The organism is Kitasatospora sp. NBC_00240 (genome assembly GCF_026342405.1).
Classification (GTDB): domain Bacteria; phylum Actinomycetota; class Actinomycetes; order Streptomycetales; family Streptomycetaceae; genus Kitasatospora.
The window spans coordinates 7,799,778-7,826,228 of record NZ_JAPEMU010000001.1; the positions used below are offsets into that span (position 1 = coordinate 7,799,778).

The window sequence follows — 26,451 nt, forward strand, 5'->3', positions numbered from 1 at the left end:
AGGAGCTTGCCATGAAGACTGTCCTGATTTCCGGCGGCGGCATCGCCGGATCCGCCCTGGCCCACTGGCTGCGCCGTCAGGGCTTCGCCCCGACCGTTGTCGAACGGGCGCCCGCCCCGCGGACCGGCGGCCAGACGATCGACGTCCGCGGCGCCGCCCTCACCGTCGTCCGGCGGATGGGCCTGCTGGACCAGCTGACGGCGCTGCGCACCAGGATGAGGGGGATGTCGGTGCTCGACGCCGACGGCAAGGAGCTCTCGCGCTCCACCGAGTCGACCTTCAGCAGCGGCCGGCTCGACAGCGACGACCTGGAGCTGCTGCGCGAGGACCTCGTCGGCGTCCTGTACGAAAAGGTCCGCGCCGAGGCCGAGTTCGTGTTCGGGGACGCCGTCGCCGAACTCGACCAGGACGAGCACGGCGTGCGAGTCCTGTTCGAGAGCGGGCGGCGGCGCCGCTTCGACCTGGTGGTCGGCGCGGACGGCCTGCACTCCGCCGTCCGGCGGCTGGCGTTCGGGCCGACCGAGCAGTACCTCCAGCACCTGGGGATGCACCTGGCCGTCTTCGGCGCCGAGAACTTCCTCGGCCTGGACAACTGGCAGGTCTGGCTCCGGGACGGCTCGGCCGGCTACGGCATCTCCCCGGTGCGCGACAACACCGAGCTGCGGATCACCTTCGGCTTCGAGTCGGGCCCGCTCGACCCCGGCCCGCGCGGCGCCGACGTCCAGCGGCAGCTGATCGCCGACCGGATGGCCGAGCTGAGCTGGGAGACGCCGAGGCTGCTGCGGGCGCTGTGGGCGGCCCCCGACTTCTACGCCGACGCCATGGCCCGGATCAGCATGCCGAGTTGGTCCGCCGGGCGGGCCGTGCTGCTGGGTGACGCGGGCTACTGCGCGTCCCCGCTGTCCGGGCAGGGCACCAGCCTGGCGCTGGTCGGCGCGTACGTCCTGGCCGACGCGCTGGGCCGCGCGGACGGTGACCACCGGGTCGCTTTCGCCCGCTACGAGCAGCGGATGCGGCCGTTCGTCGACCTCAACCAGGCCCTGGCGACCGAGAATCCGGGCGGGCCGGCCTCCGAGGCCTCGGTCGAGCACGCCAAGAACGCGATCGCCCTGGACGACTGACCGGATGGCTGACCGGACGACCGGACGACCGACCGGACGGCTGGGCCGAGGGCGTCGTACGGCCGCGACCGGGGAGCGGGGCCTGCGACACGGTCGCGGCGCCGGGGTCGGCCGGCTTCGCCGGTGGCTCGTGTCGGGCCGGCTCCTGTCGGGTGGCGGGGGAGGAACCGGCCGCCGGGCTACCGGCTCCGGCCGGTGGCGACCTCGATCGCGGAGCGGGGCGCCCGCCCGAGCAGAGCGCGGAGATCGCCGCCCGTACGGTCCAGGAAGCCGGCCGCGACGGCGGAGCAGGTCCCGAGGACCATCGGCACCTGGAAGGATGCGGCGCCGGCGGCGGTCAGGCGCTCGCGGGCCAGGGCGAGGGGCTCGGACTCGTAGGCGACGCCCGGACCGTAGGCGCGGGCGAGGTCGTCGCCGCCGACGGCGTGCTCGCCGACCAGTTCGTAGGAGCGCCCCGCGTGCGCGGCCGCCTCGCGGACGACCGTCGCCGCGGCGTCCGCGAGGTCGGCGCGGGCCACCGCGGCCAGCCGGCCCCGGCCCAGCGGGGCGGTGAGCCTGCCGTCCGGGGCCGGCGCGGCGAGCTGTCCCAGCAGTTCGGCGTACAGACCGTTGCGCAGGATCGTCCAGTCCGCGGAGCCGCCCCGCAGCCGGCGCTCGGTCCAGCGGTGCGGGAGGGCGTAGGGCAGGTGGTCGCCGTCGCCGGTCAGGCTGGTGTAGACGATGTGCCGCACACCGGCCTGCTCGGCCGCGTCGACGGCGGCCCCGTGGCGGGCGATCACGGTGTCGTCCTCGCCGTACCCGGCGGAGACCAGCAGCAGGACGTCCACCCCGGCGAAGGCGTCGGCGAGGGTTTCGGGGGCGTCGAAGTCGAGGCGGCGTACGGGCAGTTGCACGCGGACGCGCTCCGGTGCGCGGGTGCCGAGGACGACGTCGTCGCGGTCGGCCAGCCGCTCGGCGATCAGGGTGCCCAGGCCGCCGGTGGCGCCGGTGAGGAGGATCAAGGGGTGCTCCTTGCGGGGTAGGTTCTCTTCGGTAACCAGCAACATCCTGCGGTTTCGCCCGACCGGGCATAAGGAGGCACTTCCATGTCGGTAGGGCACACCGGGATAACCACCGAGCCCGTGGTCAGCTGCGAGGAGCACGAGGACTGCGGCATCCGCGACGTCCTCGACCGGATCGGCGACAAGTGGTCCGTCCTGGTCGTCGTCGAACTGGCGCAGGGCATGCGGCGCTTCCGCCAGTTGCAGCGCGCCGTCCCGGGCATCTCCCAGCGCATGCTGACGCTCACCGTGCGCAGGCTGGAGCGCGACGGGCTGCTCACCCGTACCGTCCACCCGACCGTTCCGCCCCAGGTCGAGTACGCGCTGACGCCGATGGGGCACAGCCTGACCCACCTGGTCCGGGCGCTCGCCGACTGGTCGCTGGAGCACCGGGATGCCATCGGCGTGGCCCGTCAGGAGTGGGACGCGGCGAACCCCGGGTCCGGGATCCGCTGACGGGCCGCCGACCGGACGGTCGAGGACGCCCCGCCGGCCGGGCCGGCCACCCGGTGGCCCGGGGCGCGGCCGTCAGGAGTCCAGCCAGGCGGTGAGCTCCTCGGTGTGCTCGCCCAGGCGCGGTGGCCGCCGGTCGTAGCGGGGCGGGGTGCGGGAGAGGCCGATCGGGTTGGCCACCAGGTCCAGCGGGCCGTGCTCGCCGGCCACCGTGGCGCGCGGCCCGAGGCCCAGCGACTCGGCCAGGCCGAAGGCGCCGGCCAGGTCGTTCACCGGGCCGCAGGGCACCCCGAGCGGGGTGAGCAGTTCGAACCACTCGGCGGCGGTCCGGCCGGCCAGCAGGGCGGAGAGCGTGGCGGCCAGCTCGGCCACGTGCGCGACCCGGTCGGTGTTGGTCACGAACCGCTGGTCCCGGGCGAGCTCCGGCGCGGCCAGCCCCTCGCAGAGCGCCGCGAACTGACGGTCGTTGCCGACGGCGATCACCAGCTGCCGGTCGGCGGCCTCGAACACCTCGTACGGGGCGATCGACGGATGCCGGTTGCCGAGGATCCCGGGCACCGCGCCCGCCAGCGTGTAGCCGGCGGCCTGGTTGACCATGCTCGACAGCAGCGAGGTGAGCAGGTTGACCTCGACGTGCTGGCCCTCGCCGGTCGCCTCCCGCTCGCGCAGCGCGGCCAGCACCCCCACGGCGGCATGCAGCCCGGTGAGCACGTCCACCAGGGCCACGCCGGTCTTCACCGGCTCGCCCGGGCCCGGGCCGGTGACGCTCATCAGGCCGCCGACCGCCTGCACCAGCAGGTCGTACCCGGGCAGAGCGGCACCCGGGCCGGGCCCGAACCCGCTCACCGAGCAGTACACCAGGCCGGGGTTGAGGGCCTGCGCCCGTTCGTACCCGAGGCCGTGCCGCGCCATCGTGCCGGGGCGGAAGTTCTCGAACAACACGTCTGCGCGGCGCACGAGTTCGACCGCGCGGGCGTGGTCGGCGGGATCCCGCAGGTCCAGGGTCAGCGAGCGCTTGTTGCGGTTCACCGAGAGGAAGTACGTCGCCTCGCCCTCGGCGTGCGGCGGCCCCCAGGCCCGGGTGTCGTCGCCGCCCGCCGGGTGCTCGACCTTGACGACGTCCGCCCCGAGGTCGGCCAGCAGCATGGTGGCGTACGGGGCTGCCAGTACCCGGCCGAAGTCGGCGACCAGGACGCCCGAGAGCGGCAGGCCGCCGCCGCCGGTCATCGGCGGCCGCCCGGCCGTCGCCCGCCCGCCGGCGGCCCCGCGGTCGCCGCTGTGCTTCCTCGCATGACACCCTCCCAGCTCCGAACCTGCCGCCGTCCGACGGGGCGGCGCCGACCGGGACCGGCTCCGGGCGGGAGCGGTCCGTGGCGAACATTCTGGAGCCGCGCGGGCGCGGAGGGGGTGGACGCGGTGTCCTGGCCTCGGGGTGTCGCCAGGACAGGGTGCCGCGAGGACAGGGTGCCGACAGGGCGGAGCGTCGGCAGGGCCGGGGCGCCGCGGGGCGGCCGGGACTTCCGCCCCGCCCCGCCGCCCCGCGGTGCCGACCGGGGTCAGTCGCGGTCCCCCGGGTAGCGCAGGCCGATCCGCCGGCGGACGGTGTCCAGGGTGCCCATCAGGGCCAGCGTGCCGTCCAGCGGGACGAGCGGGGACTCGACCGCCCCCGCGCGCAGGCAGCGCATCACCTCCGCCGCCTCGTACCGGTAGCCGTGCCCGGCCTCGCGCGGGAACCGGAACTCCTCCGGCTCGTGCCCGCGGCGGTGCAGCACGAAGGAGTCCGGCCGGTAGAAGTCGCGGGGGATCTCGATCCGACCCAGCGAGCCGCCGATCTCGGCCCGCTGCGCGCTGTCCGAGACGATCGAGCAGGACAGGACGGCGTGCGCCCCGCCCGGGTGCCCGAGCAGGATGCCGGTGTTGTCGTCCACGCCGTCGGGAGCGATCCGCCCCCAGGCCTGGACGCTGTCCGGCGTGCCCAGCAGCAACTGGGCGAAGGCCAGCGGGTAGACCCCGATGTCCAGCAGCGCACCGCCGCCGGCGGCCGGGTCGCGCAGCCGCCCGCTCGTGCCGGGCTCTGCGGCGAAGGCGAACTCGGCCTGGACGGTTCTTACTTCACCGATCGCGCCGTCGTCGATCAGCTGGGTGAGGCGGCGGACGGCCGGGTCCAGATAGGTCCACATCGCCTCCATCAGGAAGACCCCGCGCTCGCGCGCCAGGCGTACCAGGTCCTGCGCCTCGGGCAGGTTGAGGGTGAAGGGCTTCTCGCAGAGCACCGGCTTCCCGGCCGCCAGCAGGAGGGCGGTGGCGGCGTGGTGCTGGGCGTGCGGGGTGGCGACGTAGACGACGTCGACCTCCGGGTCCTTGGCCAGCTGCTCCCAACTGCCGTACGCCCGGGGGATGTCGTGCCGGTCGGCGAAGCGTCGGGCGGACTCCTCGGTCCGCGAGGCGACCGCGGTGAGGCGGGCGTCCGGGAGCAGGGCGAGGTCCTCGGCGAAGGCGGTGGCGATGGCGCCGGTGGCGAGGATGCCCCAGCGGACCGGCGGGGTGGTGGGAGTGGCGGGGGCGGTGCGGTGATCGGTGGGGGCGGTCATGGGGCCCGTTCTGGTCGGGGCGGCCGCTCGGCGCGGTCGGCGGTGTCCGTATCGGAGCATATGGGAGCGCTCCCAAAGAATGATCCCGGGGGCCGATCAGGCCTGCCCGGAAGGGCCAGCTCCATCGGCGGCGGGCCCGCCGCCGGCTCAGCGGACCCGGATGTGGCGAACCCCGGTCCAGGCCCGGCGCAGCCGCCCGCGCAGCGCGCCGTCGGTGTTCGGGAGCAGGGTCAGCCCGGCCGAGGCCGCGATCAGGTCCGCGACCTGCGCGACCGTGCGGCCACCGGTCTCCAGGTGCTCGGCGAACTCCTCCCCGCGCAGCCGCTCCAGGCACAGATCGAGCCGGGAGCGGGCGAAGCTCTCGCGGCCGAAGGGGGCGCCCCGGCGGGCGGCGAACCGCACGACGTGCCCCAGGCGCCGCTCGCGCAGCCGGCCCAGAATCGTCTCCCGGTCGGCCAGCAGCGTGAAGTGCCGGACGTCGTGGCCGCGTTCACGTAGCCGGCCGACGGTCTCCCGGAAGCAGTCCGGGTCCACGACCGTCATCGGGGCGATCACCACCCCGTCCTGCCGGCCGAGCGCCAGGTCCAGCACCTCGTAGACGCCCTGCCGCCAGGCCGGGAAGTCCTGGAAGTCGCCGCGCAGCGCCGGCGGCGTCATCCGGTGCAGGCCGAAACCGACGTGTTCGGGGTCGCAGACCACGCTGCCCGGGAGCCGCCGCCGGATCTCGTGCGCCGTCTGCGTCTTGCCGCCGCCGTAAGGGCCGTTGATCCACAGGAGCATGACCGGAGCATACGGAGGGAGCGGCCCGGCCGCCCACCGGATGGCCGGATGGCCGGATGACCGGTGCGCCGAGGCACTGGGCGGCCGCCGGTGCCCGGCACACCCGCCGCCCGCCGGTCGGCGCCGGCTGCAAAAAAGGCCGTTGCCGCCGGCCCGCCGGCCTGGTGGGATGCAGGGGCTCCGACGGCGAGGGGACGGCTTGGCAGTGTTCGGGTGTGCGGGGTGCGGTGCGGTGCTGACGGCGGCGGTGTCGGAGGTGGCACTGCCGATCCACCTGAGCGACAGCCACTGGGAGCGACTGCACCCACCCCTCCTGGAGGCGGGCAGCTACGCCGTCGACCCCGATCCGCACGGGCCGCCGTGGCGGCCGTGGGAGGAGATCGGGGCGCAGGAGTTGGCGGCGCGAGGGATCTTCGAACCGTTCGGCAACCTGTCCGACGGGCCGCCGGGCACCGTGCTGCTCGCCCCCGGCGACATGCGCGGCACCGGGCTGATCCCGGGGCGCACCGAGGGTTACTGCACGGGTATCGACGGACGTGGCGGGCCGAACCTCGCCTGCCTGGGCTGCGGGCTGCCGGTCGGCACCCGGATGGACGACTGCGGGCAGTGGCAGGTGGTCCGGCTCCTCCCGGACGCGGTGGTCAGGCTGCCCGGCCCGCCGGAGCGGCCGGTCATGGACTGGTCGGAGCTCCCTGCCGACGGTGCGTTGCGGTACGGGCTGGGCGAGTTCCGGGACATCCCGGCGGGCGTGGCCCTCGCCCATCTGGTGGTGGCCGCGCGGGGCGGGCCGGTCGAGGTGGCGCCCGGTCCGGTGGCCGAGGCCCTCGGGCCGACGATCGCCGCCCTGCTGCCCTCGGGGGAGGGCGCGCAGCGGCTGGACCTGGCGGGTCCGGGGGCCGGCGAGCCGGCCGCCGACCTGCTCCTGGTGCCGGTCCACCCGCAGACCGGTGAGGTGTGGCAGCCGCAGGGCGGCGCGGTGGCCGTGCCCGTCGAGGCCTCGCTCTGGGCCGAACTGGCCTTCCCGCCCCACCGGACCAGGCTGCCGGCGGTCGGCGGGCTGCCCGCGGGTGTGGAGCGGGACGATCCGCTGCCGCCGTACCCGCGGTCGCTGTACTGGCCGTCGCAGTATGCCTTCCGGCGCGCGCTCGCGCGGATGGCCGCCGTCCAGGAGCCGTGGTTGCGTGCGGTGCTGACCCGTCGGACGGAGTGGTGAACGGAGGCGTCGAGGGCCGTCGGCGCCCTGGGTCCGGGCGGGGCGGGGGTGCTCAGCCGCCCGCGGGGGTGTCCCGGCGGAGGCGGATCACCGGGATGTCGCGGTCCGTCTTCTTCTGGTAGCCCGCGTACGGCGGGAAGACCTCCACCAGGCTCGGCCATACCCGCGCCTTCTCCTCGGCCGGGAGCACCTCGGCCGTGGCGGTGAAGCGTTCGGGGCCGACCCGGAGCCGGACCTCCGGGTTCGCCGTCAGGTTCAGGTACCAGAGGGGGTGGTGGTCGGCGCCGCCGAGCGAGGCGACCACGAGGTAGTCCTCGCCGTCCCGGCCGTAGATCAGCACCGTCCGCCGCCACCGGCCGCTCTTCCGGCCGAGGTGGTCCAGCAGCAGGCAGGGCGCGCCCTGGATGGTGGTGCCGGCCGTTCCGCCGGACTCCTCGTAGCGGCGGGCCTGTTCGGCGACCCAGTCGGTGGGGCTGGCTGTCGGCTCGTTCTCGCTCACGCGCTGCCTCCTTGTCGGGCCGGCGCCGTCCGGCGCCCGTCGGTCCACGGTAGACGAACGGCGCACCGGCGGCGGCGGTCACCACACCGGGGCGAGGCGGCCGGAGCACGGCCGGCGCCGCGAGCCGGGTGGGCCCGCAGGCAGGACGGCTCCGGTGTCTGCCGGGTACGGGGCCCGGAGCGGGGTCAGGGCCGCGCTGTTGCGGGGTCGTCCAGGGACGCGTCCACGGCGGCGTCCAGCGGCACGTCGAGCAGGGTGGTCAGGTCCGCGACCAGCGCCTCGGTGCGCGGACTGGCCAAGCCGCCGAGGGGGGCCAGGAGTTGCCCCAGGAGTCGCTGCACGACGTCGACGGCCCGGCGGGTGGTGCCCAGCCCCTGCTCGGTCAGCGACAGGCGGACGGCCCGGGAGTCGGCCGGGTCCTTCGCGCGCTCGACCAGACCGGCGTCCTCCAGGGCGCGGGCCAGCTTCGACACGTACAGCGCCTCCAGGCCGGTGTGCTCGGCGAGTTGGCGCTGGCTGGGCTGCTGCCCGGCGCGCTGCATGCCGAGCAGGGAGGCGAGCAGCGAGTACTGGGCGTGGGTCAGGCCCAGCGGGGCGAGGGCCCGGTCGACGGCGACCCGCCACTTCGTCGACAGTCGCCAGACCAGGAAGCCGGGGGTGGGGCCCGGGGATGCCTTGCTCATGGCATATACAGTACATGGACATTGAATACATGGCTATCATTCGTGGCCGTGGCCGGACACGGGCCCGGGCCCGGCGGCGCGGGTCGGGCTCGGTGCAGGTCGGGCCCGGTGCGGAGCGGGGCACCGGCACGCCCGGACTTCCGTCACCGGCGGCCCGGCCGGTGCGATTCGGAGTCGGCCGGTGCGGCTCAGGGCCGGCCCGGCGGCGCGTCGAAGACGCAGTCGCCGCAGATGCCGGCCCGGGGGCCGATGCGGTAGTAGAGGCAGCAGCTGGTGCGGCGGAAGGCGGGCATGGCCGCGGGCCCCGCGCAGGTGAGGGTGCCGGTGCCGGTGAGGGCGTCGAGCGCCAGCAGGTCGTCCGCCAGCCGCCGGGCGGTCCGGGCGGCCTCGGGCCGGCGGGCGGCGGCCCAGCCGTACAGCACGCGTAGCGAGCCGGCCAGGGCGGAGGCCGCGTTGCCCCGGAGCAGTCCCTCGGAGACCGGCGCCACGGCGCGGACCGCCGCCGCGAGCGGTACCAGGTTGTCGGTCACCACGGCGCGGTACAGCCGGGCCGCCGAGGGCGGCTCCGGCGTCCGCGCGCCGGCCTCGGGCTCCGGCCGGTCGGCCGGGTGGCCGCGGTCCGGCTCCGGGTGGCCCGCCTGCTGCCGGAGCCGGAGCACCAGCGGGCCCTGCGGCGGCAGCAGGGCCTCGACCCGATCGGGGTGCAGGTCGACCGTGGTGCCGCCCAGCGCCGCGGCGCCCAGCGCCACCGACCAGAGGCGGGAGGCCAGTCCGAGCTGCAGGATGGAGGCGGCCACCCGCAGCTCCGCCGTCCCCAGCCGCTCGGCGACAGCCGGGATCCGCGCGGCCAGTACGGAGTCGGGCCCGGTCGCGTACAGCTCCCGCAGCGGCCGCAGGCCGGCCGGCCCGCCGGTACCGGTGAGGATCTCGAAGTACGGTCCGACCGCGGCCAGTCGGGCGGCGAGGTCAGCCGCGCGCGCGGTGCGGGGCTGGGTCACGGTGGTCCCCCTGGGGCGGGCCGGCGGCGTTCGTACCGGCCCGATCCTACGGCGCGCGACAGCTGTGGGGGCGCGTCCGGGCCGAGGACGCCTCGCGGTCCGGACCGCACTCCAGGGGTACAGCGCCCGCGCCCTGCCCGGCCGCCCTGCCCGGCCGCCCTGCCCGGCCGCCCTGCCCGGCCGCCCTGCCCGGCCGCCCTGCCCGGCCGCCCTGCCCGGCCGCCCTGCCCGGCCGCCCTGCCCGGCCGCCCTGCCCGGCCGCCCTGCCCGGCCGCCCTGCCCGGCCGCCCTGCCCGGCCGCCCCGGTCGGCCGCCCCGGTCGGCCGACCGGGGCGTCCGAACCGGGCGGCTTCCGGTCAGCCCCGGCCGAAGCAGCGCCTCAGCTCGGCGAGGTCGTAGAAGTAACTGCCCTTGGCAACCGGCCGGCAGGACGACTTGAAGGCCGTCTCCTGCTCGTTGTAGAGCATCCGGACCAGGTACGCCGGGGCTTTGCCCGCGCTGCCCTTGCCCTTGCCGCCGGCGTAGAGGTCCCACTGGATGTTGGCGGCCATCGGGGAGACCTGCCCGCCGCGCCACTCGTCGTTCCGGTAGGTGTACGGCTCGTCCGGGTCGGCGGGCTCGGTGCTGCCCGGCAGGCCCATCAGCGCCGCGAGCGGCTCGATCTCCTCGGCGTGGGTGAAGCGCAGCACGGCCCCGTCGTGGCTGGTTCCGGCGGCGTTCGCCTCCGCCTGGGCGAACAGGTCGTCGAGCAGGGGCTGCGCCATCCGGTAGGTGATGGTGCGTCCGGCGAAGCCGGGGCCCTTCTGGTAGAACTCCTCGGCGTCGTCCAGGTAGGCGAACCACTGCGCGTCCCGGGAGGTCAGGAACGGGTCGAGGTCGACGGCCGGTGCCTCCTCGGCGAGGTCGGGAGCGGAGCTGTACAGCTGGTGGAGGGCGCGGGCGAAGCCGATCCGGTCCTCGGCGGACATCGATGCGACGAACTCCGCGCCGAACAGCCGCTCCGCCACGTGCCGGGCCGCCTGCTCGGTCCGCGGCCCGCCCTCGATCCGGGCCAGCACGGCCGCCAGTTCCGGATCGCTCGCCAGGTAGGCCTGGTAGTCGGCGTTCTGCGGCTGCTTGTGGAAGTACAGCAGGTCCTTGTCGGTGACCGGGGCCTTGACCAGCCCCGCCAGCGCGGGCTCCCCCTCGGTCAGCCCTGCGGTGAACGCGTTCGCGCTGGCCACCGCCCGGGCCACCCCCGAGGTCTCCACCACGACGGACCGGTGCTCGGTCGCGATGGACCGGAAGAGCTCGGGCAGGCGCTGCTCCATCCGCAGGGCGGTCTCCCGGTGCTCCGTCACCCCGCGGCCCGCGAGGCTGCCGTAGCCGACGGCCGAGGCGGCCCCGAGCAGCGCCCGCACCTGCGGCGCCAGCTCGGCGCCGAGCCCGGTCAGGGCACCGCGCTGCTCGGCGCTCGCCAGCACCGCCAGCACCCGGTCGCCGTCCTCGCTGTCCGTCATGGCCCGGGAGCCGTGGCGGGCGACGTTCTCGGTGAAGACCGGGAGGTAGCCCTTCGGCGCCCGCTCGTACTGCTTCGGCCGGCCCTGCGGCTCGTAGGGGGTCTTGGTCCCGTACGGGTACGGCTCCCCGTCCGGGTGCCCGCCACCGTGCCGCCCCTGGGCGGCGGCCGGGCCACCGGCGAGCAGCACGGTGGCGGAGAGGGCCACCGACAGGGTGGCGGAGAATGCGGCGGAGGGTTTCACGACCGGGCCCTTCGAGAGCGGGACGACGCAGTGACGGAGCGCCTCGCAGCCTGTTCCCGTCCGGTGAACCGCCGGTGGCCGGCCCGCGGGTCCGCGGTGAGCCGTGGATGAACACGCCCGGGACGGGCCGTGACGCCCCGGTCGACGCCCTGGTCGAGGCCCCGGAAGGGGAAGCCCCGGTCGTGCGAAACCCCCGGGCGGTGTCACCGGCCGGGGGAATGGGTGGACCCGCGGGGTGGGGGTTGGCCTCCGGACTCAACCATCGTCCTCCGGCCGCTCAGTTCGATCGTCGACCGAGGTACCAGCGGCAGACCTCGATCTGTCGCCACTGCCTCCTGCGGTCGAACTCCCTCGCCTACCTCGCGGGTCCACTTCCATAGTGCGCCCGATCGGGCGCAGACACCAGGGTTCACCGGGGCGAATCCTTGCGCAGGAACCGCTTCAGCCGCTGCCAGGGCCAGGTGTTCACGACGTCCTCCGGGGTGAGCCCGGCGCGCTGCGCCGTGCCGATGCCGTACCTCGGGTTGGCGAGGTCGCGGGTGGAGTGCGCGTCGCTGTCGACGGCGAACCGGACGCCGAGGCTCCGGGCCCGCCGGACGTGCTCGTCGCGCAGGTCGAGCCGGTGCGGTGAGCCGTTGATCTCCATCGCGGTACCGGTCCGGGCACAGGCCCGGAACACCTCGTCGAGGTCCACGTCGATCGGTGCCCGGCGCCCGATCAGGCGGGTGGTGGGGTGCCCGATCACGTGGACGTGCGGGTTCTCGCAGGCCCGGACCAGCCGCCGGGTCTGGGCGGCCCGGTCCAGCCCGAAGTGCGAGTGGATCGAGGCCACGCAGACGTCGAACCCGTCCAGGAACTCGGCCGGCCAGTCCACGCCCCCGTCCGGCCCGATGTTCAGCTCGGTGCCGTGCAGTACCCGCATCCTGCGGTACCGGCCGTCGAGTTCGCGGACCAGCGCGCGCTGGGCCAGCATCTTCTCGTCGGTCATCCGCTGCATGACCAGGTCCGGGGCGTGGTCGGTGACCGCGTAGTAGGCGTAGCCGCGCGCGGCGGCCGCGGCGAGCATCTCCTCCAGCGGGGCCAGCCCGTCCGTCAGGTCGGTGTGGGTGTGCAGGTCGCCGCGCAGGTCCCGCTCGGTCACCAGCAGGGGGAGCTCGTCGCGCAGGCCGGCCTCGATCTCCCCGCCGTCCTCGCGCAGCGGCGGTGCGATCCAGGGCAGTCCGAGGGCCGCGTACACCTCCTCCTCCGAGGCGGAGGCCAGCTTGTCGTCGTCCGGGCCGGCCCGGAACAGCCCGTACTCCGAGAGCTTCAGGCCGGCCTCGACGGCCATCCGGCGCAGCCTGATGTTGTGCGCCTTCGAGCCGGTGAAGTACACCAGCGCCGCGCCCCAGTCCTCCGGCGGGACGACCCGCAGGTCCACCTGGACGCCCTCGGCGGTACGCACCGAGGTCTTGGTGGGGCCGCCGACGATCACCTCGGCCACGTAGGGCAGCGCGGTGAACGCGGCCATCAGCGGCGCCGAGTCCTCGGCCGTGGCCAGCACGTCGATGTCGCCGACCGTCTCCCGCATCCGCCGCAGCGACCCCGCGTGGGCGCAGCGGACGCACCCGGGTACGGCGGACAGCGCGGCCACGATCTCCTCCGCCAGCGCCGTCGCCACGCCGATCCCGATCCGGCCGCCGGCCTGCCGGCGCAGCTCGATGCCCTGGAGGATCCGCTCCGCGCTGCGCTCGCCGAAGCCGGCCACCTCGCCGAGGCGGCCGGCCCGGGCCGCCTCGGCGAGCTCGTCCACCGAGCCGATGCCGAGGCCGCGGTGGAGGGCCATCGCCTTCTTGGGTCCGACGGTGGGGATGCCCATGACCTCGCGCACCCCGGGCGGGATCTTCGCCCGCTGCTTCTCCAGCGCCTCGATCCGCCCGCTGCGCAGGTACTCGCCGATCTTCTCGGCGGTGGACTTCCCGACGCCGGGGATCTCCTGCAGCCGTTTGACGTCCAGCTGCCCGATGTCCTCGGCGTGGCCGCCGACCGCCCGGGCGGCCTTCTCGTAGGCGCGGGCCCGGAAGGCGTCCCCGCCGGTGATCGAGATGAGGTCCGCGTACTCCTGGAGCAGTGCCTTGACCTCGTCGTTGAGCCGGGGCATGGCGCCAAGTCTAGGGCGGGAGGGCGTTCGCGGCCGGTCCGTACCCCGCCGTTCGGCGGGTCGGTACGGGACCGCAGTGCGACGACTTCGGGGCGGGATTCACCCAGACTGGCCCGGTACGTCACATCCTGTTCAGGTCCGCGCACTTCGCACCGGGTGAACTGCCGCCCCGGGCCGGCGCCGCCGTCGGTCGGTCGGCCTGCCGGTTCCGGACGGCGGGTCCGGGCTGTGCCGGCGTGCCCGCCCGCTCGGGTGGGCCGGACGGGCCGGGTGTGACCGCCCGGGGGGAGTCCGCGACCACCCCGGACGGATTGTTCAGTGTGACGAGGAGCCGAGATGCCGCAGGGCAAGCGTTGGACCTTCCTGACCGGCAGGCCCGACCGCCGGTCCGGCCGTGGTGCGCCGATCGCCGTCCCGGAGGTGCTGTCGGCCGATGCGCTGGCCGAGGTCCACGCCGGGCGGAACCCCGGCGGGTGCGGGGCGCCGCTGGCGAGGCCGGGGACGGCGGGGGCGCCTGCGGCGGCATCGGACCCGCCGGGACGGCCCGGGGCGCGGCTCGTGGTGGCCGACGCGGCCGAGGCGGTCCGGCTGGCGGCCGGGGGCGGGCGCGTCCCGGCGGTGCGGGTGCAGCTTCCGGCCGACCTGCCGCCGGTCTCCGCCGACGGCGCGCAGCTGCGGCTGGCGGTGGCCGCACTGCTGGAGCACGCCCTGCGGCGCCGTCCGCCGGGGACGAAGGTGCTGGTCAGGGCGGATGCGGTGGCCGGTGTCGCGAGCGGGGGAGCGGGGCGGGTGGAGATCCGCGTGGTCGACCGGGGCGCGAGCCGGCCGGGCGAGGCGAAGTACTGGACGGCCGTCGAGGGCGCGGAGGGCGCCGCGCGGGCGGCGGGCGGGCGGTTGCGGGTGGAGGAGACCCCGGCCGGCGGACTGACCTTCGTCCTGGTGCTGCGGGCGGTGGACGGCGAGGCCCCTGAGCGTCGCGGCTGAGCGGGCTTCCGGAGGCGGGCCGCCCGCGGTGGGGGCCCGCCTCCTGGATCGCAAAGAGTTCTTTGCGAAGAGACTTTTGCAAACAACTCTTTGCGGTTTAGGATTTCGGCCATGACAGACGAAGAAGCCGGCCTGCCCGCCGGGCCGCCGCGACCCGAGGGAGCCGTGGTGCTCGACGCCAAGGCCCTACGGGCCCTGGCGCATCCCGTCCGGGTCCAGCTCGTCGGGCTGCTGCGCACGCACGGACCGTCCACCGCCACCCGGCTCGCCGAACGGATGGGCCTCACCTCCGGCGCCACCAGCTACCACCTGCGCCAGCTCGCCGCCGCCGGCTTCGTCGCCGAGGACACCGAGCGCGGGAACGCCCGGGAGCGCTGGTGGCACGCCGTCCACCGGAGCACCTGGTTCACCGACATGGGGCTCGCCGACCAGGAGCCCGAGGCGGCCCTCGGCTATCTGCAGTCGATCGTCACCGCGCACGCGCAGACGGCGCAGCGGGCGCTGAGCGCGCTGCCCACGATGCCCCGCCCCTGGCGGGACGTGTTCGACCTGAACGACTGGGCGCTGAGGCTGACGCCCGAGGAGGCCACCCGGCTGGGCACGGAGCTCGTCGAACTCGTCGGCCGGTACCGGCAGGCCCGGCCGGAGGACCAGGCCGCCGCGCCGGACGACACCCGCCGGGTGTCGGTGGTCGTCCAGCTGCTGCCGCAGCCGACCGAGGGCCCCGGGCCCGCCGCCGACCCCGAGGCGCAGGCAACCCCCGCCCCCGCGGCCGGGCCTCCGGCCCCCGCCGACCTCCGGGAGGACCGATGACCGGCGGCAGCCCGACGCCCGCCGGCATAGCCGGCCGGGGCCGGACCCGGCCGCTCGCCGGACTGCTGGCGGCGCTCGCCGTCTCGCTGACCGGCACCCGGGTCTCGGCCATCGCCCTGCCCTGGTTCGTCCTCGCCACCACCGGCAGCGCCACCCGGACGGGCCTGGTCGTCTTCTGCGAGATGACCCCGTACGTGCTGGTCAAGGCGTTCTCGGGACCGGTGGTGGACCGGCTCGGGCCGCGCGTCGTGTCCTGGAGCACCGACGCGGTCAGCGCGGTCGCGGTGGGGCTCGTCCCGCTGCTGCACAGCCAGGGCCTGCTCTCCTTCTGGGCGCTGCTCGCCCTGGTCGCGGTGGTCGGCGCGGTGCGCGGGCCGGGTGACCTGGCCAAGGAGGTGATGATCCCGGAGGCGGCCGAACGCAGCCGGGTGCCGCTGGAGCGGGCCACCGGGCTGAGCGGGGTGACCGAGCGGCTCGCCTCGACGATCGGGCCGGCGGCCGGCGGCGCGCTGGTGGCGCTGCTCGGGCCGATGTCCGGGCTGGTGGTCAACGCGGTGGCCTTCGGCCTCGGCTCGGTGATCATCGCGATCGCGCTGCCCAAGGGCATGGGCCGCGCCACCGACCTCCCGAAGCTGCCCGAGGGGGAGCCGGGGCCCGGCTACTGGCGGCGCTTCGGCGAGGGTTTCAGCTTCCTGCGCGGGGAGCCGCTGCTCCTGACCGTGATCATCATGGTCGGTGTCACCAACGTGCTGGACGCGGGTTTCATGACCGTCCTGGTGCCGGTCTGGGCCAAGGAGTCCGGGCAGGGCCCGGCCGGGATCGGCCTGGTCAGCAGCGTGTTCGGGATCGCGGCGGTGGCCGGCAGCCTGATCGCGGCGGCGGTGGCGCACCGGATGCGGCGCCGGGTGGTGTTCTTCGCCGGGTTCCTGCTGGCCGGGGCGCCGCGCTTCCTGGTCCTGGCGTTCGGCTCGCCGATGTGGGCGGTCCTGGCGGTCTTCGCGGTCGGCGGGTTCGGCTCCGGATTCCTCAACCCGATCCTCGGCGCCCTCTCCTTCGAGCGCGTGCCGGCCAGGCTGCTGGGCCGGGTCCGGGCGCTGGGCGACTCGCTCGCCTGGGCGGGGATCCCGTTCGGCGGGCTGCTCGCGGGGGCGGCGGTGACGGCCGTGGGCCTGGCCCCGGCGCTGCTGGTGGCCGGTACCGCGTACTTCCTCACCACCAACCTGACCGGCCTGCGGCCGGAGTGGCGGGAAATGGACCGCCTGCGCGGCCGCGGGCGGGCCACGGACCCGGGCGGGCCCGCGGGAGCGGAGGCGGCCACGAGGGGTACGGGTGCGGCCGCGCCGGCCGCCCCCGCCGGCTGATCCGGGCCGCGGCGGGCGCGGGGCCGGAGCCGTCCGCCCCCACGCCGTCGCGGGTGGGCCGCCGACCGGGCCCGGCAGGTCAGGACTTGCGGGCGACGGCCCCGTAGCCCGGGGTCCACGCATCGGCGGACTCCAGGTCCTCCGGGCGCCACTTCGGCAGGGCGACCAGGCCCGGCTCCAGCAGTTCGAGGCCGTCGAAGAGGCGCAGCACCTCGGCGTGCGGGCGCGGGCTGACCTGGGCGGCGGCCTTCTGGTAGGCGGCCTTCCCGGCGACCGAGTGCTCCGGCGGGTCGAAGTCGCCGGTGGCGTGGGAGAGGATCAGGAAGCTGCCCGGGGCGAGCGCGTCCAGCAGGGTGCGGACGATCCCCTGCGGGTCCTGCTCGTCGTCGACGAAGTGCAGGACGGCGACCAGCATCAGCGCGACCGGCCGGTCGAGGTCGATCGCCTCGCGGACCCGGGGGTCGGTGAGGATCGACTTCGGGTCGCGCAGGTCGGCCTGCAGCACGGTGGTGGCGCCGTGGCCCGGGCCCGCCATCAGCGCGCGGGCGTGGGCCAGCACGATCGGGTCGTTGTCGATGTAGACGACCTTCACCGCGGGATCGACCTGCTGGGCTATCTCGTGGGTGTTGCCCGCGGTCGGGATGCCGGTGCCGATGTCCAGGAACTGGGTGATCCCCTCACCCGCCACGTACCGGACCGCACGCTGCAGGAAGGCGCGGTTGGCGCGGGCCGCCGAGGGCGTCGCCGGGGCGAAGGCCAGGACCTTCTCGGCGGCCTCCCGGTCGGCGGGGAAGTGGTCCTTGCCACCGAGGAAGTAGTTGTATATCCGGGCCGGGTGCGGGATGTCGGGCCGCAGATCGCTGGGCGGGCGGAAGTCCTCCGCCGTTCCGTCCATCCATGAGGTGTTCTCGGCCATGGCTGCCTCCGCGCTCCTTGATCACTCCCGGTCGGGATCAGGATAGGGGTGCCGGGCCCGGCGCGCGACGGTCCGTCCCGCTCCTTGGTCCGGACAACCGGCCTGGCGGGCCTCCGATGTGACACGCAGTCCGCTTCCGTCCCCCGGCCCGGCCTGCTGGGGAGGCCCGGACGCGGCCGTCCCGCCGGACCCGGCCCGTCACGAGGACGGGCGGGTACGGCGGGACGGATGGCCGGCGGCGGGGCCGCCGGGGTCGGGTCAGTGCTGCCAGACCCGGACGTAGTCGACCTGCATGTCGGCCGGGGCCACGATCTGGCCGCCTTCCGGGCTGACCGCGTTGTTCAGGATCAGGTACTGCGGCGAGGTGCTGATGCCGGACGTGATCTGGCCGACCTGCTTGCCGTCGTAGTAGTACGTGACCGATCCCGGCTTCCACTCGGCACCGTAGGTGTGCCAGCCGCTGTAGTTGCCCGGGGTGCAGCCGCCGGGGCCGCCGGAGGGCGAGTGATAGTGGTAGCAGGCGTCGCCGCCCAGGCCCTCCATGATGTCCATCTCACCGTCGGTGGGCCAGTTCTGGCCGTCGGTCCAGAAGGCCGGCCAGTTGGCGATCGTGGTGCCGGCGGCCGGCAGGTAGATCCTGGCCTCGAAGGCGCCGTAGGTGAACTGGGCCTTGCCGTTGGACTGCACCATGCCGGAGCGGTACGGGTAGGTCTTGCCGTTCGCGACGGTGTCCTGCTTGGCGGTGGTCAGGTGGAGCGAGCCGCCGCCGACGCTCACCTGGGACGGGGCGTAGGCCGCCGTCTCCGAGCCGGTGACCGGGGGCGTGGTGCAGGTCGGGCAGCCGAGCCAGTTGGGGGTCCACTTGGAGCTGTCCAGGCTGCTGCTGTTGAACTCGTCCGCGAAGACCGATCGCCAGCTGCCGGCGATGCCGAGCGGTCCGCTGCCGGCGGGGGAGGAGGAGGAACTCGGGCTCGGCGTCGGCGTCAGGGTCGGCGTCGGCGTGGCCGTGGCGGTCGGCGACGGGGTCAGGGTCGGCGAGGGGCTCGGCTTCGGGGTGGCCGTGGCGGACGGGCTGGGCGTCGCCGTCGCGCTGGGCGTGGGCGTCGGCGTGGCCGTCGGGGTCGGCGTGCTGGTCGGGGTCGGCGTCGGCGACGGTGCCGGCGTGCCGGTGCCCGAGGTGAAGGTGCCGACCGGGGTCAGGTTCTTCCAGACGCCGCCGGCCTTGTACGCGACGAAGTACGTGTACTTGCCGGCGGGGAAGGTGCGGCTGTCGGGCTTGAACGTCGTCTGCGAGGTACCCAGCGTGGTCTGGATCGCCCCGGGGAAGTCGTAGTTGGCGCCGTTGGCCGCTCGTACGGCGACGGTCAGGCTCTGCAGGCTGATCCGCTTGCCGGCATGGACCTTGGCGGTCGCGGTCACCGGGGCGGTGGCCGAGGGCGTGTCCGTGGAGAGCGTCAGGGAGTCGACGACCACGGGGAGTGTCGCGGCCTGGGACTGGACCGCCCAGACGGCGGCACCGGTGGCCACGGTCGCGGTGGCGAGCCCGGCGGCGGCCGCGCGCTTCCAGGCGGCCGGCTTGCTGCGGCGGTGTTTCGCGTTATTGAGCATGCTGTGGGGGAACCTTTCCTACCCCCCCTCAACGTGGCAGGCCCCATCCGCAGCAGGAGCGGATGAGAGCCCGATGAAGGTGGAGCCTGCGGTAAACCGCTGGTCCGGCGCAACCACCGAAATTGGCATATGCCGCCCGCCGGGCGGCTCGTTCGCCGACAAAGTGCCTGGTGAGCGCGGTTGCCGATGGTGCCCCGCAGGCCGATGTGACCTCCGGCACAGGTGAGACAACCCACAGCCCGCAGCACCGGCCGGAACCGCCCTCGCACCCCGCCGGCACCCGGTGTGCCGGCGCCGCGGCCGCCGTGGTCAGGGCAGCCGTCGGTCCGGCACCCGGGTGGGGCTGGAGGCGTACGTCGGCGGCGGGGTCCGGCCGACCGCGGTGCGCCAGACGTCGGACAGCTCGGCGGGGAAGAGCCGGCCGCTGCGCACCAGGACCACCCCGGGCGCGAGCTCCAGTTCGTCCCCGGGCCGGAACCCCTGCTCGGTCCGCGGGGGCAGCTGCTGCCAGAGCCCGAGCCGGCCGCGCCGGTCGGCCCGCCGGATCCGGGTGCCGTAGGTGCTGACGTCCTCGACCCGGACGGTCCCCTGGCGCACCGAGACCCCGAGGTGCCGGCGGCTGACCCGGGCCGCACGCTCGGGCGGGAGCAGGGCGTGCAGCGCGATGCCGTCGGCGCCGGGGCTCCGTCCGACGACGGTCAGCGAGCCCTCGTCCAGCGTGTAGCGGGCCGCGCAGAGCCCGTCGAGCACCGCCTTCAGCTGCGCCGTCCCGGTCCGCGGGCCGGCCTCCAGGAGCGCCGCGCCGTGCAGTTCGCAGGTGGGCACCCCGCGCCGCATCCGCGGCAGCAGGATCCGCCCGCCGCTGCGGGTGTCGTAGAGCGAGCAGCGCGGCTCCGGGCAGCTCCAGGAACGCCGGACCACCTCGGCCAGCGGGGTCCGCCGGGCGTCCAGCAGGCCCTGCTTCTTCAGGGCGTCGAGTTCCAGCTTGCGGGAGATCTCCACCGCGCTGCGGTGCCCCATGTCCATCGGGACGAGCACCACCACGCCCGGCCCCGGCAGCCGGCCGTGCCGCCGCTCGGGTCTGAGGAACTGCCAGGTGTTGCCCTGCAGCCAGGGGTGCTCGTCCCGGTAGGGGACGTAGTGGTCGCCGGTGACGACCCGGGTGCCGGTCATCCCGGCGATCTCCAGCACCCGCTCGTCGGCGTCGCCGACCTCCTCCACCAGCCCTTCGCCGACCCAGTGCCGCAGCAGCCGGACGTCCTCGGGATCGGTGAACTCCCGTGCCCCGGCGAGCAGGCTGCGGTCGGCCACCAGGTAGAGCGTCACCCCGGGATCCCCGGTGAGCGCCACCAGTGCCTTGACCACCAGCTCCAGCCGGCGCAGCGACCGCGGGCCGGTCCCGCCGAGCGTGGTGTCGCGGACGACGTTGGAGAGGTCGACCAGGTAGTCGGCCCGGTCCGCCGAGGACGTCAGATTCTTCTCCACCACGCCTCCAGCCAAGCGCTGATCGCCCGTCATGCGGCGGGCGGCGAACCGCCGGTCCGGCCGGCGCCGTACCCAGCTGGCACTGTACGCCGAGGGCGCGGCCCGCGGGCGGGTTCGCAGCGCGTCCGACGGAGCGGCCGGGCGGGCGGCCGGCCGGGCCGCCGAACCCGCCGGGAGTGCGGATTCGTTCCCCCGGTCGCCCGGCCGCCAGTACCATCACTCTGCGATCAGACCGGGGAGGGCGATCACATCAACGGCGTGGGAAGCAACGGGTATCTGAGGCCGACAGGCCCCGACGACCCCCAGGAGCTGGCGGGCTACCGGCTGCTCGCCCGGCTGGGCGCGGGCGGCATGGGAGTGGTCTACCTGTCGAGGACGCGGGGCAACCAGCCCGTCGCCCTGAAGGTGATCCGCCGGGAGTACACCGACGACGCGGAGTTCCGCCGCCGCTTCCAGCACGAGGTGCGGGCGGCCCGCCAGGTGTCCGGGTACCACATCGTCCCGGTGGTGGATCACGACACCACGGGGGAACGCCCTTGGCTGGCCTCGACGTTCGTTGCGGGCCTGGCCCTCGACGAGACCCTCGACCTGGGCGGTCCGCTGCCGGTGACGGTCAGCCTGCAGCTGGTCGCCGCGGTGGCGGAGGCCCTGCGGGCGATCCACGCGGCCGGGGTGATCCATCGTGACCTCAAGCCGAGCAACATCCTGCTCGGCGCGGACGGGCCCTGGGTGATCGACTTCGGGATCGCCCGCGCCGCCGACTCCACCAAGCTGACCCGCAGCGGCGGGCTGATCGGCACCCCCGAGTTCATGTCGCCCGAGCACGCCGGCGGGGAGCCGCTGACCCCGGCCAGCGACATCTTCTCGCTCGGCCTGGTCGCCGCGGTGGCGGCGACCGGCCGGCACCCGTACGGCGAGGGCGGGACGATCACCCTGGTCGCGAAGATCGCCAACACCGCGTTCCGGCCGCCGGAGCTGAGCCGCTACCCGGAGCCGCTGCGGGGCATCCTGGAGCGTTGCCTGGCCGCCGACCCGGCCGACCGGCCGACGGCCGGCGAACTCGTCGCGCTCTGCGAGGAGGCCGCCGGCCGGGCACCGCACGACTTCACCGGCTGGCTTCCCGACCAGGTGATGGCCGAGATCGCGCGCCGGGCCGAGCAGGCCCGTGAGGCGCAGGCGACGGCGGACCAGGGCCCGCTGAGCGCGCCGACCGCCGCTCCGGTCACCCAGGCCCCGCCGGCGCCGGCCGTCCCGCCGGCGGCCCCGGCGAACGCCCCGCAGTCGCCCCCGACCGGGCCCCCGACCGGGCCCCCGACCGGCTATCCGCAGTCCGGCCACCAGCCGCAGGCGCAGCCCGGCCACCTGCCGCAGCAGCCGGCCCAGGCCCCGTTCGCGGCGCCGCAGCCCCCGCCGCCGTACCAGGGGACTCCCACGCCGCCGCAGTTCCACGGCACCCCCACCCCGCCGCCGTACCCGGGGAGCGCCGCCCCGCCGCCGTTCGGCGCCCCGACCGTGCCCACGCCGGCCGCACGAGGAAACCGGAAGGTCCGCCTGGCGCTGGCCGCCGTGGTGGCGGCGGTGGTCGCGGTCTCGGCGGTGAGCTGGATCGTGGGGCAGGGGAGCAAGGACGACGACACCCGTGACGCGCAGGGCACGCAGAGCCCTGCGGCGGTGGTACCCGGCGCCGCCCAGAGCTCCGGCGGCGCCCAGGCCGGCGGAGGTGCCAAGCCCTCCGGCGGCGCCGCGAAGCCCGGACGCTACGTGGTCAAGTTCGAGGACCGGCCGCTGACCGTCAACGGAGCGGGTCACACGCTCTACACCACGGTCGACCTCGACGCGCCGAAGGTGAAGAACGGCCAGGACGTGTACGAGGAGGAGTGGGAGTACTTCCAGGCCGCCGACAGGAGCGAGCTGATCTTCGAGGAGGGCACCGGGAAGAGCGCCGACAAGACGGCGGAGAAGTGCCGCGAGGCCGCCGACGGCGCCCCCCTGCGCAGCCCGGTCACCATGAAGCAGCTGCCCACCGTGATGCCCGTCGGCACCCTGCTGTGCACCGTCACCACCAAGGGCGACCTCGCCATGGTGGAGATCACCGCGCTCAACCCGACGGACGAGTTCTACGAGATCGTCGGCAAGCTGACGGTCTGGTCGATGACCGGTTGACCTCTTTGTGCCGGGGGCCGGGCCGGGCCGCCGGTGGAAACCGGCCCGGTGTCTGCGACGATGCGGAGCATGGACGCAGCTCGTACCGGTGAGGCGATCGTGGTGGGCTCCGGCCCCAACGGGCTGGCGGCGGCGCTGGTGCTGGCCCGGGAGGGGATCGCCGTCACCGTGCTGGAGGCCGAGTCCGAGATCGGCGGCGGCACCAGGTCGGGCGAGCTGACCGTCCCCGGCGTCCTGCACGACCACTGCTCCGCCGTGCACCCGCTCGGGGTCGGCTCGCCGTTCCTGCGCTCGGCCGGCCTGGAGAAGTACGGGGTCGAGTGGCGGTGGCCCGAGATCGACCTGGCCCACCCGCTGGACGCGGCCCCGGCCGGCGTGCTGGTCCGCCCGGTGGACGTGACGGCGGAGCGGCTCGGGGCCGACGGACCGGCCTGGCAGCAGCTGTTCGGGCCGCTGACCGCCGGGTTCGACGAGCTGGCCGAGGACGTCCTGCGGCCCGCCCTCCGGGTGCCCCGGCACCCGCTGCGGACGGTCGGGTTCGGACTGCGCGCGCTCCCGCCCGCCGCCCTGACGGCCCGGCGCTTCCGTGGCGACCAGGCCCGCGCGCTGTTCGCCGGCGCCGCCGCGCACGCCATGCAGCCGCTGAACCGCCCGATGACCTCGGCCTTCGCCCTGATGCTGCTCGCCTCCGGGCACCGGTTCGGCTGGCCGGTCGCCCGGGGCGGCTCCCGTACCGTCACGGACGCGCTGGCCGCCGGGCTCCGGGAGCTCGGCGGCCGGATCGAGACGGGCGTGCGGGTCCGCTCGCTGGAGGAGCTGCCGCGGGCCGCCACCGTGATGCTCGACGTGTCACCCGGCGCGGCCGCGGACATCTGCGGGGAGCGGATGCCCGCCCGGGTCCGGCGCGCGTACCGGCGCTGGCAGTACGGGCCGGGCGCCTTCAAGCTGGACCTCGCCGTCGAGGGCGGTGTGCCCTGGACGGACGAGGCCTGCCGCCGCGCCGGCACCGTGCACCTGGGCGGCACGCTGGAGGAGATCGCCTTCGCCGAGCGGGAGGTGCACCGCGGCCGGATGCCCCGGCGCCCGTTCGTCCTGGTCTCGCAGCAGTACCTCGCCGACCCCGGCCGCTCGGCCGGCGACGTGCATCCGGTCTGGGCCTACGCGCATGTGCCGCACGGCCACCAGGGCGACGCCACCCAGGCCGTGCTGGACCAGCTGGAGCGCTTCGCGCCCGGCCTCCGGGAGCGGATCGTCGGCCTGGCCGCCCGTTCGCCGGCCGGGATGGAGCGGCACAACGCCAACTACGTCGGCGGCGACATCGGCACCGGCGCCAACACCCTGCGGCAGACCCTGCTGCGCCCGCGGGCCGCCCTCGACCCCTACCGGACCGGCGTCCCGGGGGTCTACCTGTGCTCGGCCGCGACCCCGCCCGGTGGTGGGGTGCACGGGATGTGCGGGTTCAACGCGGCCCGCTCCGCCCTACGCGCCCTGGGACACGCCGGGCGGTGAACCGGGCCGCGCCGGGGCGGCCGTCCTGTCGCACCCACCACAGCAGCACCGCGCTCACCAGCGCGGCCAGCGCGCACCAGGCCGAGGCGAAGGCCAGCCGCCAGAGCAGGGCGGCGGCCAGCGCGGCGGCGCCGGTGAGCAGACCGAGCAGTCGCAGCACCCGGTCGCCGCTCAGCACCAGCGAGCCCACCGTGGCGGTCAGATACCCGGCGATCAGCACCGGCGCGTACGGGACGCCCACCCCGTACGACAGTGTGTGCCCGTCCGCCCGGGCGGCGACGGGGTGCGTCGCGACGGCCACCGCCAGCGCCGCCGCCACGAGCACCCCGAGGACGGCGAGCGCCGTACGCCGACCACGCCCCCGTGCCCCGGGGACGGCGCGCAGCACGCCGACGGACACCAGCGCGGGCAGCAGCGGCAGGGCGATCACCGCCCAGGCGGTGCGCGCCCACTGCGCGGGACCGGGGCCGATCCGGCCGTCGACGCCGAGCCAGACCGCCGACTCGATCAGCTGGTGCACCCCCAGCACCAGCGGGAGGGCGGCCAGCGGCAGTTGCCCGGCCCGCCGGACCCGTGCCAGGCAGGCCAGGCCGAGGCCGCTGACGACGACGCCCGCCACCAGGTCGGCCTCGGCGCTCCAGCACATCGGGGGCCTCCTGCGGTTGCCGGTCCCTCGGCGGGCCCGGGCCGGGAGCGGCCGGCGGGCGCCGCGGCGCCTCGGAGCGGCGTCGGGCCTGGCCGGCGGGGCCGGCACCGGTGGCCGGGGAGCGGGTGGGTGCGTCCACGATAGGTCTCCGGCCGCGGAGCGGCGGCCCGGAACCGCCGGGCTGCGGCCGTTGTGGTGACGGGGCGGTCCGGTCAGGTGCCGCGGTCGCCGTCCGGACCGGGGCCGCCGGAGGGGCCGGAGCCGGAGTCGGGCCCCGAGCCGGTCCCGGTGCCGTCGTCGGGGCCGTCCTCGGTGCGGTGCAGGTGGCCGTGGCCGTGCTGGTAGCCGGAGCCGGGCATGGCCGGGTGACGGCCGATCACCACCACCCCGACCACGATGCAGACCAGCCCGGCCGCCTCCCAGGCCAGCGCCCCGGGCGTGACCCGTAATTGGTCACCGAGGAAGGCCACCGCGCAGGCGATCCCGGTGAGCGGCTGGGCCGCCGTCAGCGCGGGCAGGGACATCCGCAGCGGCGCCGCCTCGAACGCACTCTGCACCAGGAGCAGCCCCACCACACCGGCGGCCAGCACCGCGTACGGCTCCCAGGTCCGCAGCACCTCGCCGAGCCCGTGGTCGTCCAGCCGCTGGGCGACCGTCCGGGTCAGCGCGTCCTGCAGGCCGTAGAGCAGGCCGGCGGCCAGCGCGAGCAGGGTGGCCTCCTCCAGCAGCGGCATCCGGCGGGCGGTCGAGACCAGCAGCAGCGTCAGCCCGACCACGATGCCCACCGTCAGCCAGTGCCGCAGCGCGCCCGCCTCCGTCCCGCCGCCCTGCGGCTTGCCGGCCACGATGAACGCCGTCACGCCGGCGGCGAGCAGCAGCACCCCGCACCAGCCGGAGCGGCCGAGCGACTGGCGGGTCAGGATTCGGGCCAGGGCCATCGCGAAGAGCAGGTTGGTGGCCAGCAGCGGCTCGACCAGCGACACCTCGCCCTTGTCCAGGGCCAAGGCGCTCAGCGCCAGTCCGCAGACCATGAACGCGGTGCCCAGCAGCCACTGCGGTATCCGCATGAGGTCCAGCAGCAGCCGCCAGTGCAGCAGGTCGGAGCGCGGTGCGCGCTGGGCCGCCTGTTGCTGGAGGACGAACCCGAGACCCAGGCAGCAGGCCGCGCCGACAGCCAGGAGGAAGACCACCACGGAGGACCACCCAAAGGTCTGGTGGTTGCGCCGTATCCGAGCCGGTCCGGCCGGTCCGGTGCCACGGCGCGCTGCCGCCAGCCTACCGCCGGGGGCCTGGCCGGGGCCGGTCCGCCGACGGCGCGCGCGTCGCGCGTCGCGCTGCCCGCCAAGTCTTGCCGCCGGGCCCCGCGCGGGCGCACGCTGGTGGGAGCGGGTGCGACGAGGGGGGTCTGCGCCAGGAGGTGCGGCATGCACAACCAGTGGGATGTGGAGCTGAGCTTCGAGGAGGACGGGGTACACACCGAGTGCGAGGCCAGACTGGTCGGCGCGCGGGCGCCGGGTCTGAACGCCCGCGGTGAGTCCGTCCGCAGCGCCGACGACCGGCCGCTGGCCCGGATCGGCGAGGAGATGGCGGCCGCCCGGGCGCTGGAGGAACTCTCCCGCAAGCTGCGCAGCCAGGTCGTCGGCGAGATCGACGACGAGGGACACCGGCCCGCCTACCTGATCTACTGACGACCCGACCGACCCGAC

At 75.5% G+C, this 26,451-nt stretch carries 23 protein-coding genes; 9 read left to right on the forward strand and 14 right to left on the reverse strand.

The features are described 5' to 3' along the window. Positions 1-11: 11 nt before the first annotated feature. Complete coding sequence (locus OG689_RS33455; protein ID WP_266324563.1) at positions 12-1,121, forward strand: FAD-dependent monooxygenase; 1,110 nt, start codon at positions 12-14, stop codon at positions 1,119-1,121. Between the two features lie 179 nt (positions 1,122-1,300). Here OG689_RS33455 and OG689_RS33460 read toward each other — a convergent pair whose 3' ends face one another. Then, positions 1,301-2,122: an NAD(P)H-binding protein gene (locus OG689_RS33460; RefSeq protein ID WP_266324564.1), complete on the reverse strand. Its 822-nt coding sequence runs from the start codon at positions 2,120-2,122 to the stop codon at positions 1,301-1,303. 84 nt (positions 2,123-2,206) lie between these two features. On the opposite strand from OG689_RS33460, the gene OG689_RS33465 reads away from it, so the two are divergent. Next, positions 2,207-2,617 carry a helix-turn-helix domain-containing protein gene (locus OG689_RS33465; protein ID WP_266324565.1) on the forward strand — a complete coding sequence of 137 codons (411 nt, stop codon included), beginning with the start codon at positions 2,207-2,209 and terminating at the stop codon, positions 2,615-2,617. A gap of 72 nt (positions 2,618-2,689) precedes the next feature. Here the strand turns inward: OG689_RS33465 and OG689_RS33470 are convergent, their stop codons facing one another. The 3 genes from OG689_RS33470 to OG689_RS33480 form a co-directional block, all read right to left on the reverse strand. Continuing rightward, the gene (locus tag OG689_RS33470) at positions 2,690-3,841 is read right to left on the reverse strand and encodes a CoA transferase (protein ID WP_266324566.1); all 1,152 of its coding nucleotides are present in this window, start codon (positions 3,839-3,841) and stop codon (positions 2,690-2,692) included. Positions 3,842-4,170: 329 nt separating this feature from the next. Further along, complete coding sequence (locus OG689_RS33475) at positions 4,171-5,205, reverse strand: Gfo/Idh/MocA family protein (RefSeq protein WP_266324567.1); 1,035 nt, start codon at positions 5,203-5,205, stop codon at positions 4,171-4,173. Between the two features lie 147 nt (positions 5,206-5,352). Next, the gene (locus tag OG689_RS33480) at positions 5,353-5,985 is read right to left on the reverse strand and encodes an AAA family ATPase (RefSeq protein ID WP_266324568.1); all 633 of its coding nucleotides are present in this window, start codon (positions 5,983-5,985) and stop codon (positions 5,353-5,355) included. Between the two features lie 256 nt (positions 5,986-6,241). On the opposite strand from OG689_RS33480, the gene OG689_RS33485 reads away from it, so the two are divergent. Continuing rightward, entirely contained in the window at positions 6,242-7,198 is a 957-nt protein-coding gene (locus OG689_RS33485; protein WP_266324569.1) for a hypothetical protein, read from the forward strand. A 52-nt stretch (positions 7,199-7,250) separates the two neighbouring features. Here OG689_RS33485 and OG689_RS33490 read toward each other — a convergent pair whose 3' ends face one another. From OG689_RS33490 to polX, 5 genes are all read right to left on the reverse strand, one after another. Continuing rightward, positions 7,251-7,697 carry a nitroreductase family deazaflavin-dependent oxidoreductase gene (locus OG689_RS33490; RefSeq protein ID WP_266324570.1) on the reverse strand — a complete coding sequence of 149 codons (447 nt, stop codon included), beginning with the start codon at positions 7,695-7,697 and terminating at the stop codon, positions 7,251-7,253. A 185-nt stretch (positions 7,698-7,882) separates the two neighbouring features. Then, positions 7,883-8,380 (reverse strand): MarR family transcriptional regulator, encoded by a 498-nt coding sequence (locus OG689_RS33495; RefSeq protein WP_266324571.1) that lies wholly within the window; start codon positions 8,378-8,380, stop codon positions 7,883-7,885. A gap of 188 nt (positions 8,381-8,568) precedes the next feature. Further along, positions 8,569-9,378, reverse strand: a complete 810-nt coding sequence (locus OG689_RS33500; RefSeq protein WP_266324572.1) for a (2Fe-2S)-binding protein — start codon at positions 9,376-9,378, stop codon at positions 8,569-8,571. Positions 9,379-9,734: 356 nt separating this feature from the next. Then, the gene (locus OG689_RS33505) at positions 9,735-11,120 is read right to left on the reverse strand and encodes a histidine-type phosphatase (RefSeq protein WP_266324573.1); all 1,386 of its coding nucleotides are present in this window, start codon (positions 11,118-11,120) and stop codon (positions 9,735-9,737) included. A gap of 409 nt (positions 11,121-11,529) precedes the next feature. After that, entirely contained in the window at positions 11,530-13,260 is a 1,731-nt protein-coding gene (gene polX / locus OG689_RS33510) for a DNA polymerase/3'-5' exonuclease PolX (RefSeq protein ID WP_266324574.1), read from the reverse strand. A 336-nt stretch (positions 13,261-13,596) separates the two neighbouring features. Here polX and OG689_RS33515 point away from each other — a divergent pair, with 336 nt between their 5' ends. The 3 genes from OG689_RS33515 (at position 13,597) to OG689_RS33525 (ending at position 16,418) form a co-directional block, all read left to right on the forward strand. Further along, the gene (locus OG689_RS33515; RefSeq protein WP_266324575.1) at positions 13,597-14,244 is read left to right on the forward strand and encodes a hypothetical protein; all 648 of its coding nucleotides are present in this window, start codon (positions 13,597-13,599) and stop codon (positions 14,242-14,244) included. A 111-nt stretch (positions 14,245-14,355) separates the two neighbouring features. Continuing rightward, the gene (locus OG689_RS33520) at positions 14,356-15,057 is read left to right on the forward strand and encodes a helix-turn-helix domain-containing protein (RefSeq protein WP_266324576.1); all 702 of its coding nucleotides are present in this window, start codon (positions 14,356-14,358) and stop codon (positions 15,055-15,057) included. Continuing rightward, entirely contained in the window at positions 15,054-16,418 is a 1,365-nt protein-coding gene (locus tag OG689_RS33525; protein WP_266324577.1) for an MFS transporter, read from the forward strand. Before OG689_RS33520 ends, OG689_RS33525 begins: the two co-directional genes overlap by 4 nt. A gap of 79 nt (positions 16,419-16,497) precedes the next feature. Here OG689_RS33525 and OG689_RS33530 read toward each other — a convergent pair whose 3' ends face one another. The 3 genes from OG689_RS33530 to OG689_RS33540 all read right to left on the reverse strand — a co-directional run bounded on the left by OG689_RS33530 (position 16,498) and on the right by OG689_RS33540 (position 20,427). Further along, complete coding sequence (locus OG689_RS33530) at positions 16,498-17,334, reverse strand: SAM-dependent methyltransferase (RefSeq protein ID WP_266324578.1); 837 nt, start codon at positions 17,332-17,334, stop codon at positions 16,498-16,500. Between the two features lie 258 nt (positions 17,335-17,592). Then, positions 17,593-18,942: a glycoside hydrolase family 16 protein gene (locus OG689_RS33535; protein WP_266324580.1), complete on the reverse strand. Its 1,350-nt coding sequence runs from the start codon at positions 18,940-18,942 to the stop codon at positions 17,593-17,595. A 309-nt stretch (positions 18,943-19,251) separates the two neighbouring features. After that, positions 19,252-20,427: an FHA domain-containing protein gene (locus OG689_RS33540; RefSeq protein WP_266324582.1), complete on the reverse strand. Its 1,176-nt coding sequence runs from the start codon at positions 20,425-20,427 to the stop codon at positions 19,252-19,254. A 258-nt stretch (positions 20,428-20,685) separates the two neighbouring features. Between OG689_RS33540 and OG689_RS33545 the strand changes: the two genes are divergently transcribed. Both OG689_RS33545 and OG689_RS33550 read left to right on the forward strand, forming a co-directional pair. Further along, positions 20,686-22,590 (forward strand): serine/threonine-protein kinase, encoded by a 1,905-nt coding sequence (locus tag OG689_RS33545; protein WP_266324584.1) that lies wholly within the window; start codon positions 20,686-20,688, stop codon positions 22,588-22,590. A gap of 60 nt (positions 22,591-22,650) precedes the next feature. Continuing rightward, positions 22,651-24,099 (forward strand): NAD(P)/FAD-dependent oxidoreductase, encoded by a 1,449-nt coding sequence (locus tag OG689_RS33550; protein WP_266327634.1) that lies wholly within the window; start codon positions 22,651-22,653, stop codon positions 24,097-24,099. Here OG689_RS33550 and OG689_RS33555 read toward each other — a convergent pair. Together OG689_RS33555 and OG689_RS33560 are read right to left on the reverse strand one after the other, a co-directional pair. Then, positions 24,050-24,745, reverse strand: a complete 696-nt coding sequence (locus OG689_RS33555; protein ID WP_266324586.1) for a DUF6629 family protein — start codon at positions 24,743-24,745, stop codon at positions 24,050-24,052. The two genes, OG689_RS33550 and OG689_RS33555, sit on opposite strands and share 50 nt — an antisense overlap. 212 nt (positions 24,746-24,957) lie before the next feature. Continuing rightward, positions 24,958-25,938, reverse strand: coding sequence for a DMT family transporter (locus OG689_RS33560; protein WP_266324588.1), 981 nt, complete (start codon positions 25,936-25,938; stop codon positions 24,958-24,960). A gap of 231 nt (positions 25,939-26,169) precedes the next feature. On the opposite strand from OG689_RS33560, the gene OG689_RS33565 reads away from it, so the two are divergent. After that, positions 26,170-26,433: a dsRBD fold-containing protein gene (locus OG689_RS33565; protein ID WP_266324590.1), complete on the forward strand. Its 264-nt coding sequence runs from the start codon at positions 26,170-26,172 to the stop codon at positions 26,431-26,433. Positions 26,434-26,451: the final 18 nt, after the last annotated feature.

Bases quoted from the DNA above. Each gene is read 5' to 3' on its own strand.
- OG689_RS33455 (WP_266324563.1), top strand. From the start codon at position 12: ATGAAGACTGTCCTGATTTCCGGCGGCGGCATCGCCGGATCCGCCCTG.
- OG689_RS33465 (WP_266324565.1), top strand. From the start codon at position 2,207: ATGTCGGTAGGGCACACCGGGATAACCACCGAGCCCGTGGTCAGCTGC.
- OG689_RS33470 (WP_266324566.1), bottom strand. From the start codon at position 3,841: ATGACCGGCGGCGGCGGCCTGCCGCTCTCGGGCGTCCTGGTCGCCGAC.
- OG689_RS33475 (WP_266324567.1), bottom strand. From the start codon at position 5,205: ATGACCGCCCCCACCGATCACCGCACCGCCCCCGCCACTCCCACCACC.
- OG689_RS33480 (WP_266324568.1), bottom strand. From the start codon at position 5,985: ATGCTCCTGTGGATCAACGGCCCTTACGGCGGCGGCAAGACGCAGACG.
- OG689_RS33495 (WP_266324571.1), bottom strand. From the start codon at position 8,380: ATGAGCAAGGCATCCCCGGGCCCCACCCCCGGCTTCCTGGTCTGGCGA.
- polX (WP_266324574.1), bottom strand. From the start codon at position 13,260: ATGCCCCGGCTCAACGACGAGGTCAAGGCACTGCTCCAGGAGTACGCG.
- OG689_RS33515 (WP_266324575.1), top strand. From the start codon at position 13,597: ATGCCGCAGGGCAAGCGTTGGACCTTCCTGACCGGCAGGCCCGACCGC.
- OG689_RS33520 (WP_266324576.1), top strand. From the start codon at position 14,356: ATGACAGACGAAGAAGCCGGCCTGCCCGCCGGGCCGCCGCGACCCGAG.
- OG689_RS33525 (WP_266324577.1), top strand. From the start codon at position 15,054: ATGACCGGCGGCAGCCCGACGCCCGCCGGCATAGCCGGCCGGGGCCGG.
- OG689_RS33530 (WP_266324578.1), bottom strand. From the start codon at position 17,334: ATGGCCGAGAACACCTCATGGATGGACGGAACGGCGGAGGACTTCCGC.
- OG689_RS33535 (WP_266324580.1), bottom strand. From the start codon at position 18,942: ATGCTCAATAACGCGAAACACCGCCGCAGCAAGCCGGCCGCCTGGAAG.
- OG689_RS33550 (WP_266327634.1), top strand. From the start codon at position 22,651: ATGCGGAGCATGGACGCAGCTCGTACCGGTGAGGCGATCGTGGTGGGC.
- OG689_RS33555 (WP_266324586.1), bottom strand. From the start codon at position 24,745: ATGTGCTGGAGCGCCGAGGCCGACCTGGTGGCGGGCGTCGTCGTCAGC.
- OG689_RS33565 (WP_266324590.1), top strand. From the start codon at position 26,170: ATGCACAACCAGTGGGATGTGGAGCTGAGCTTCGAGGAGGACGGGGTA.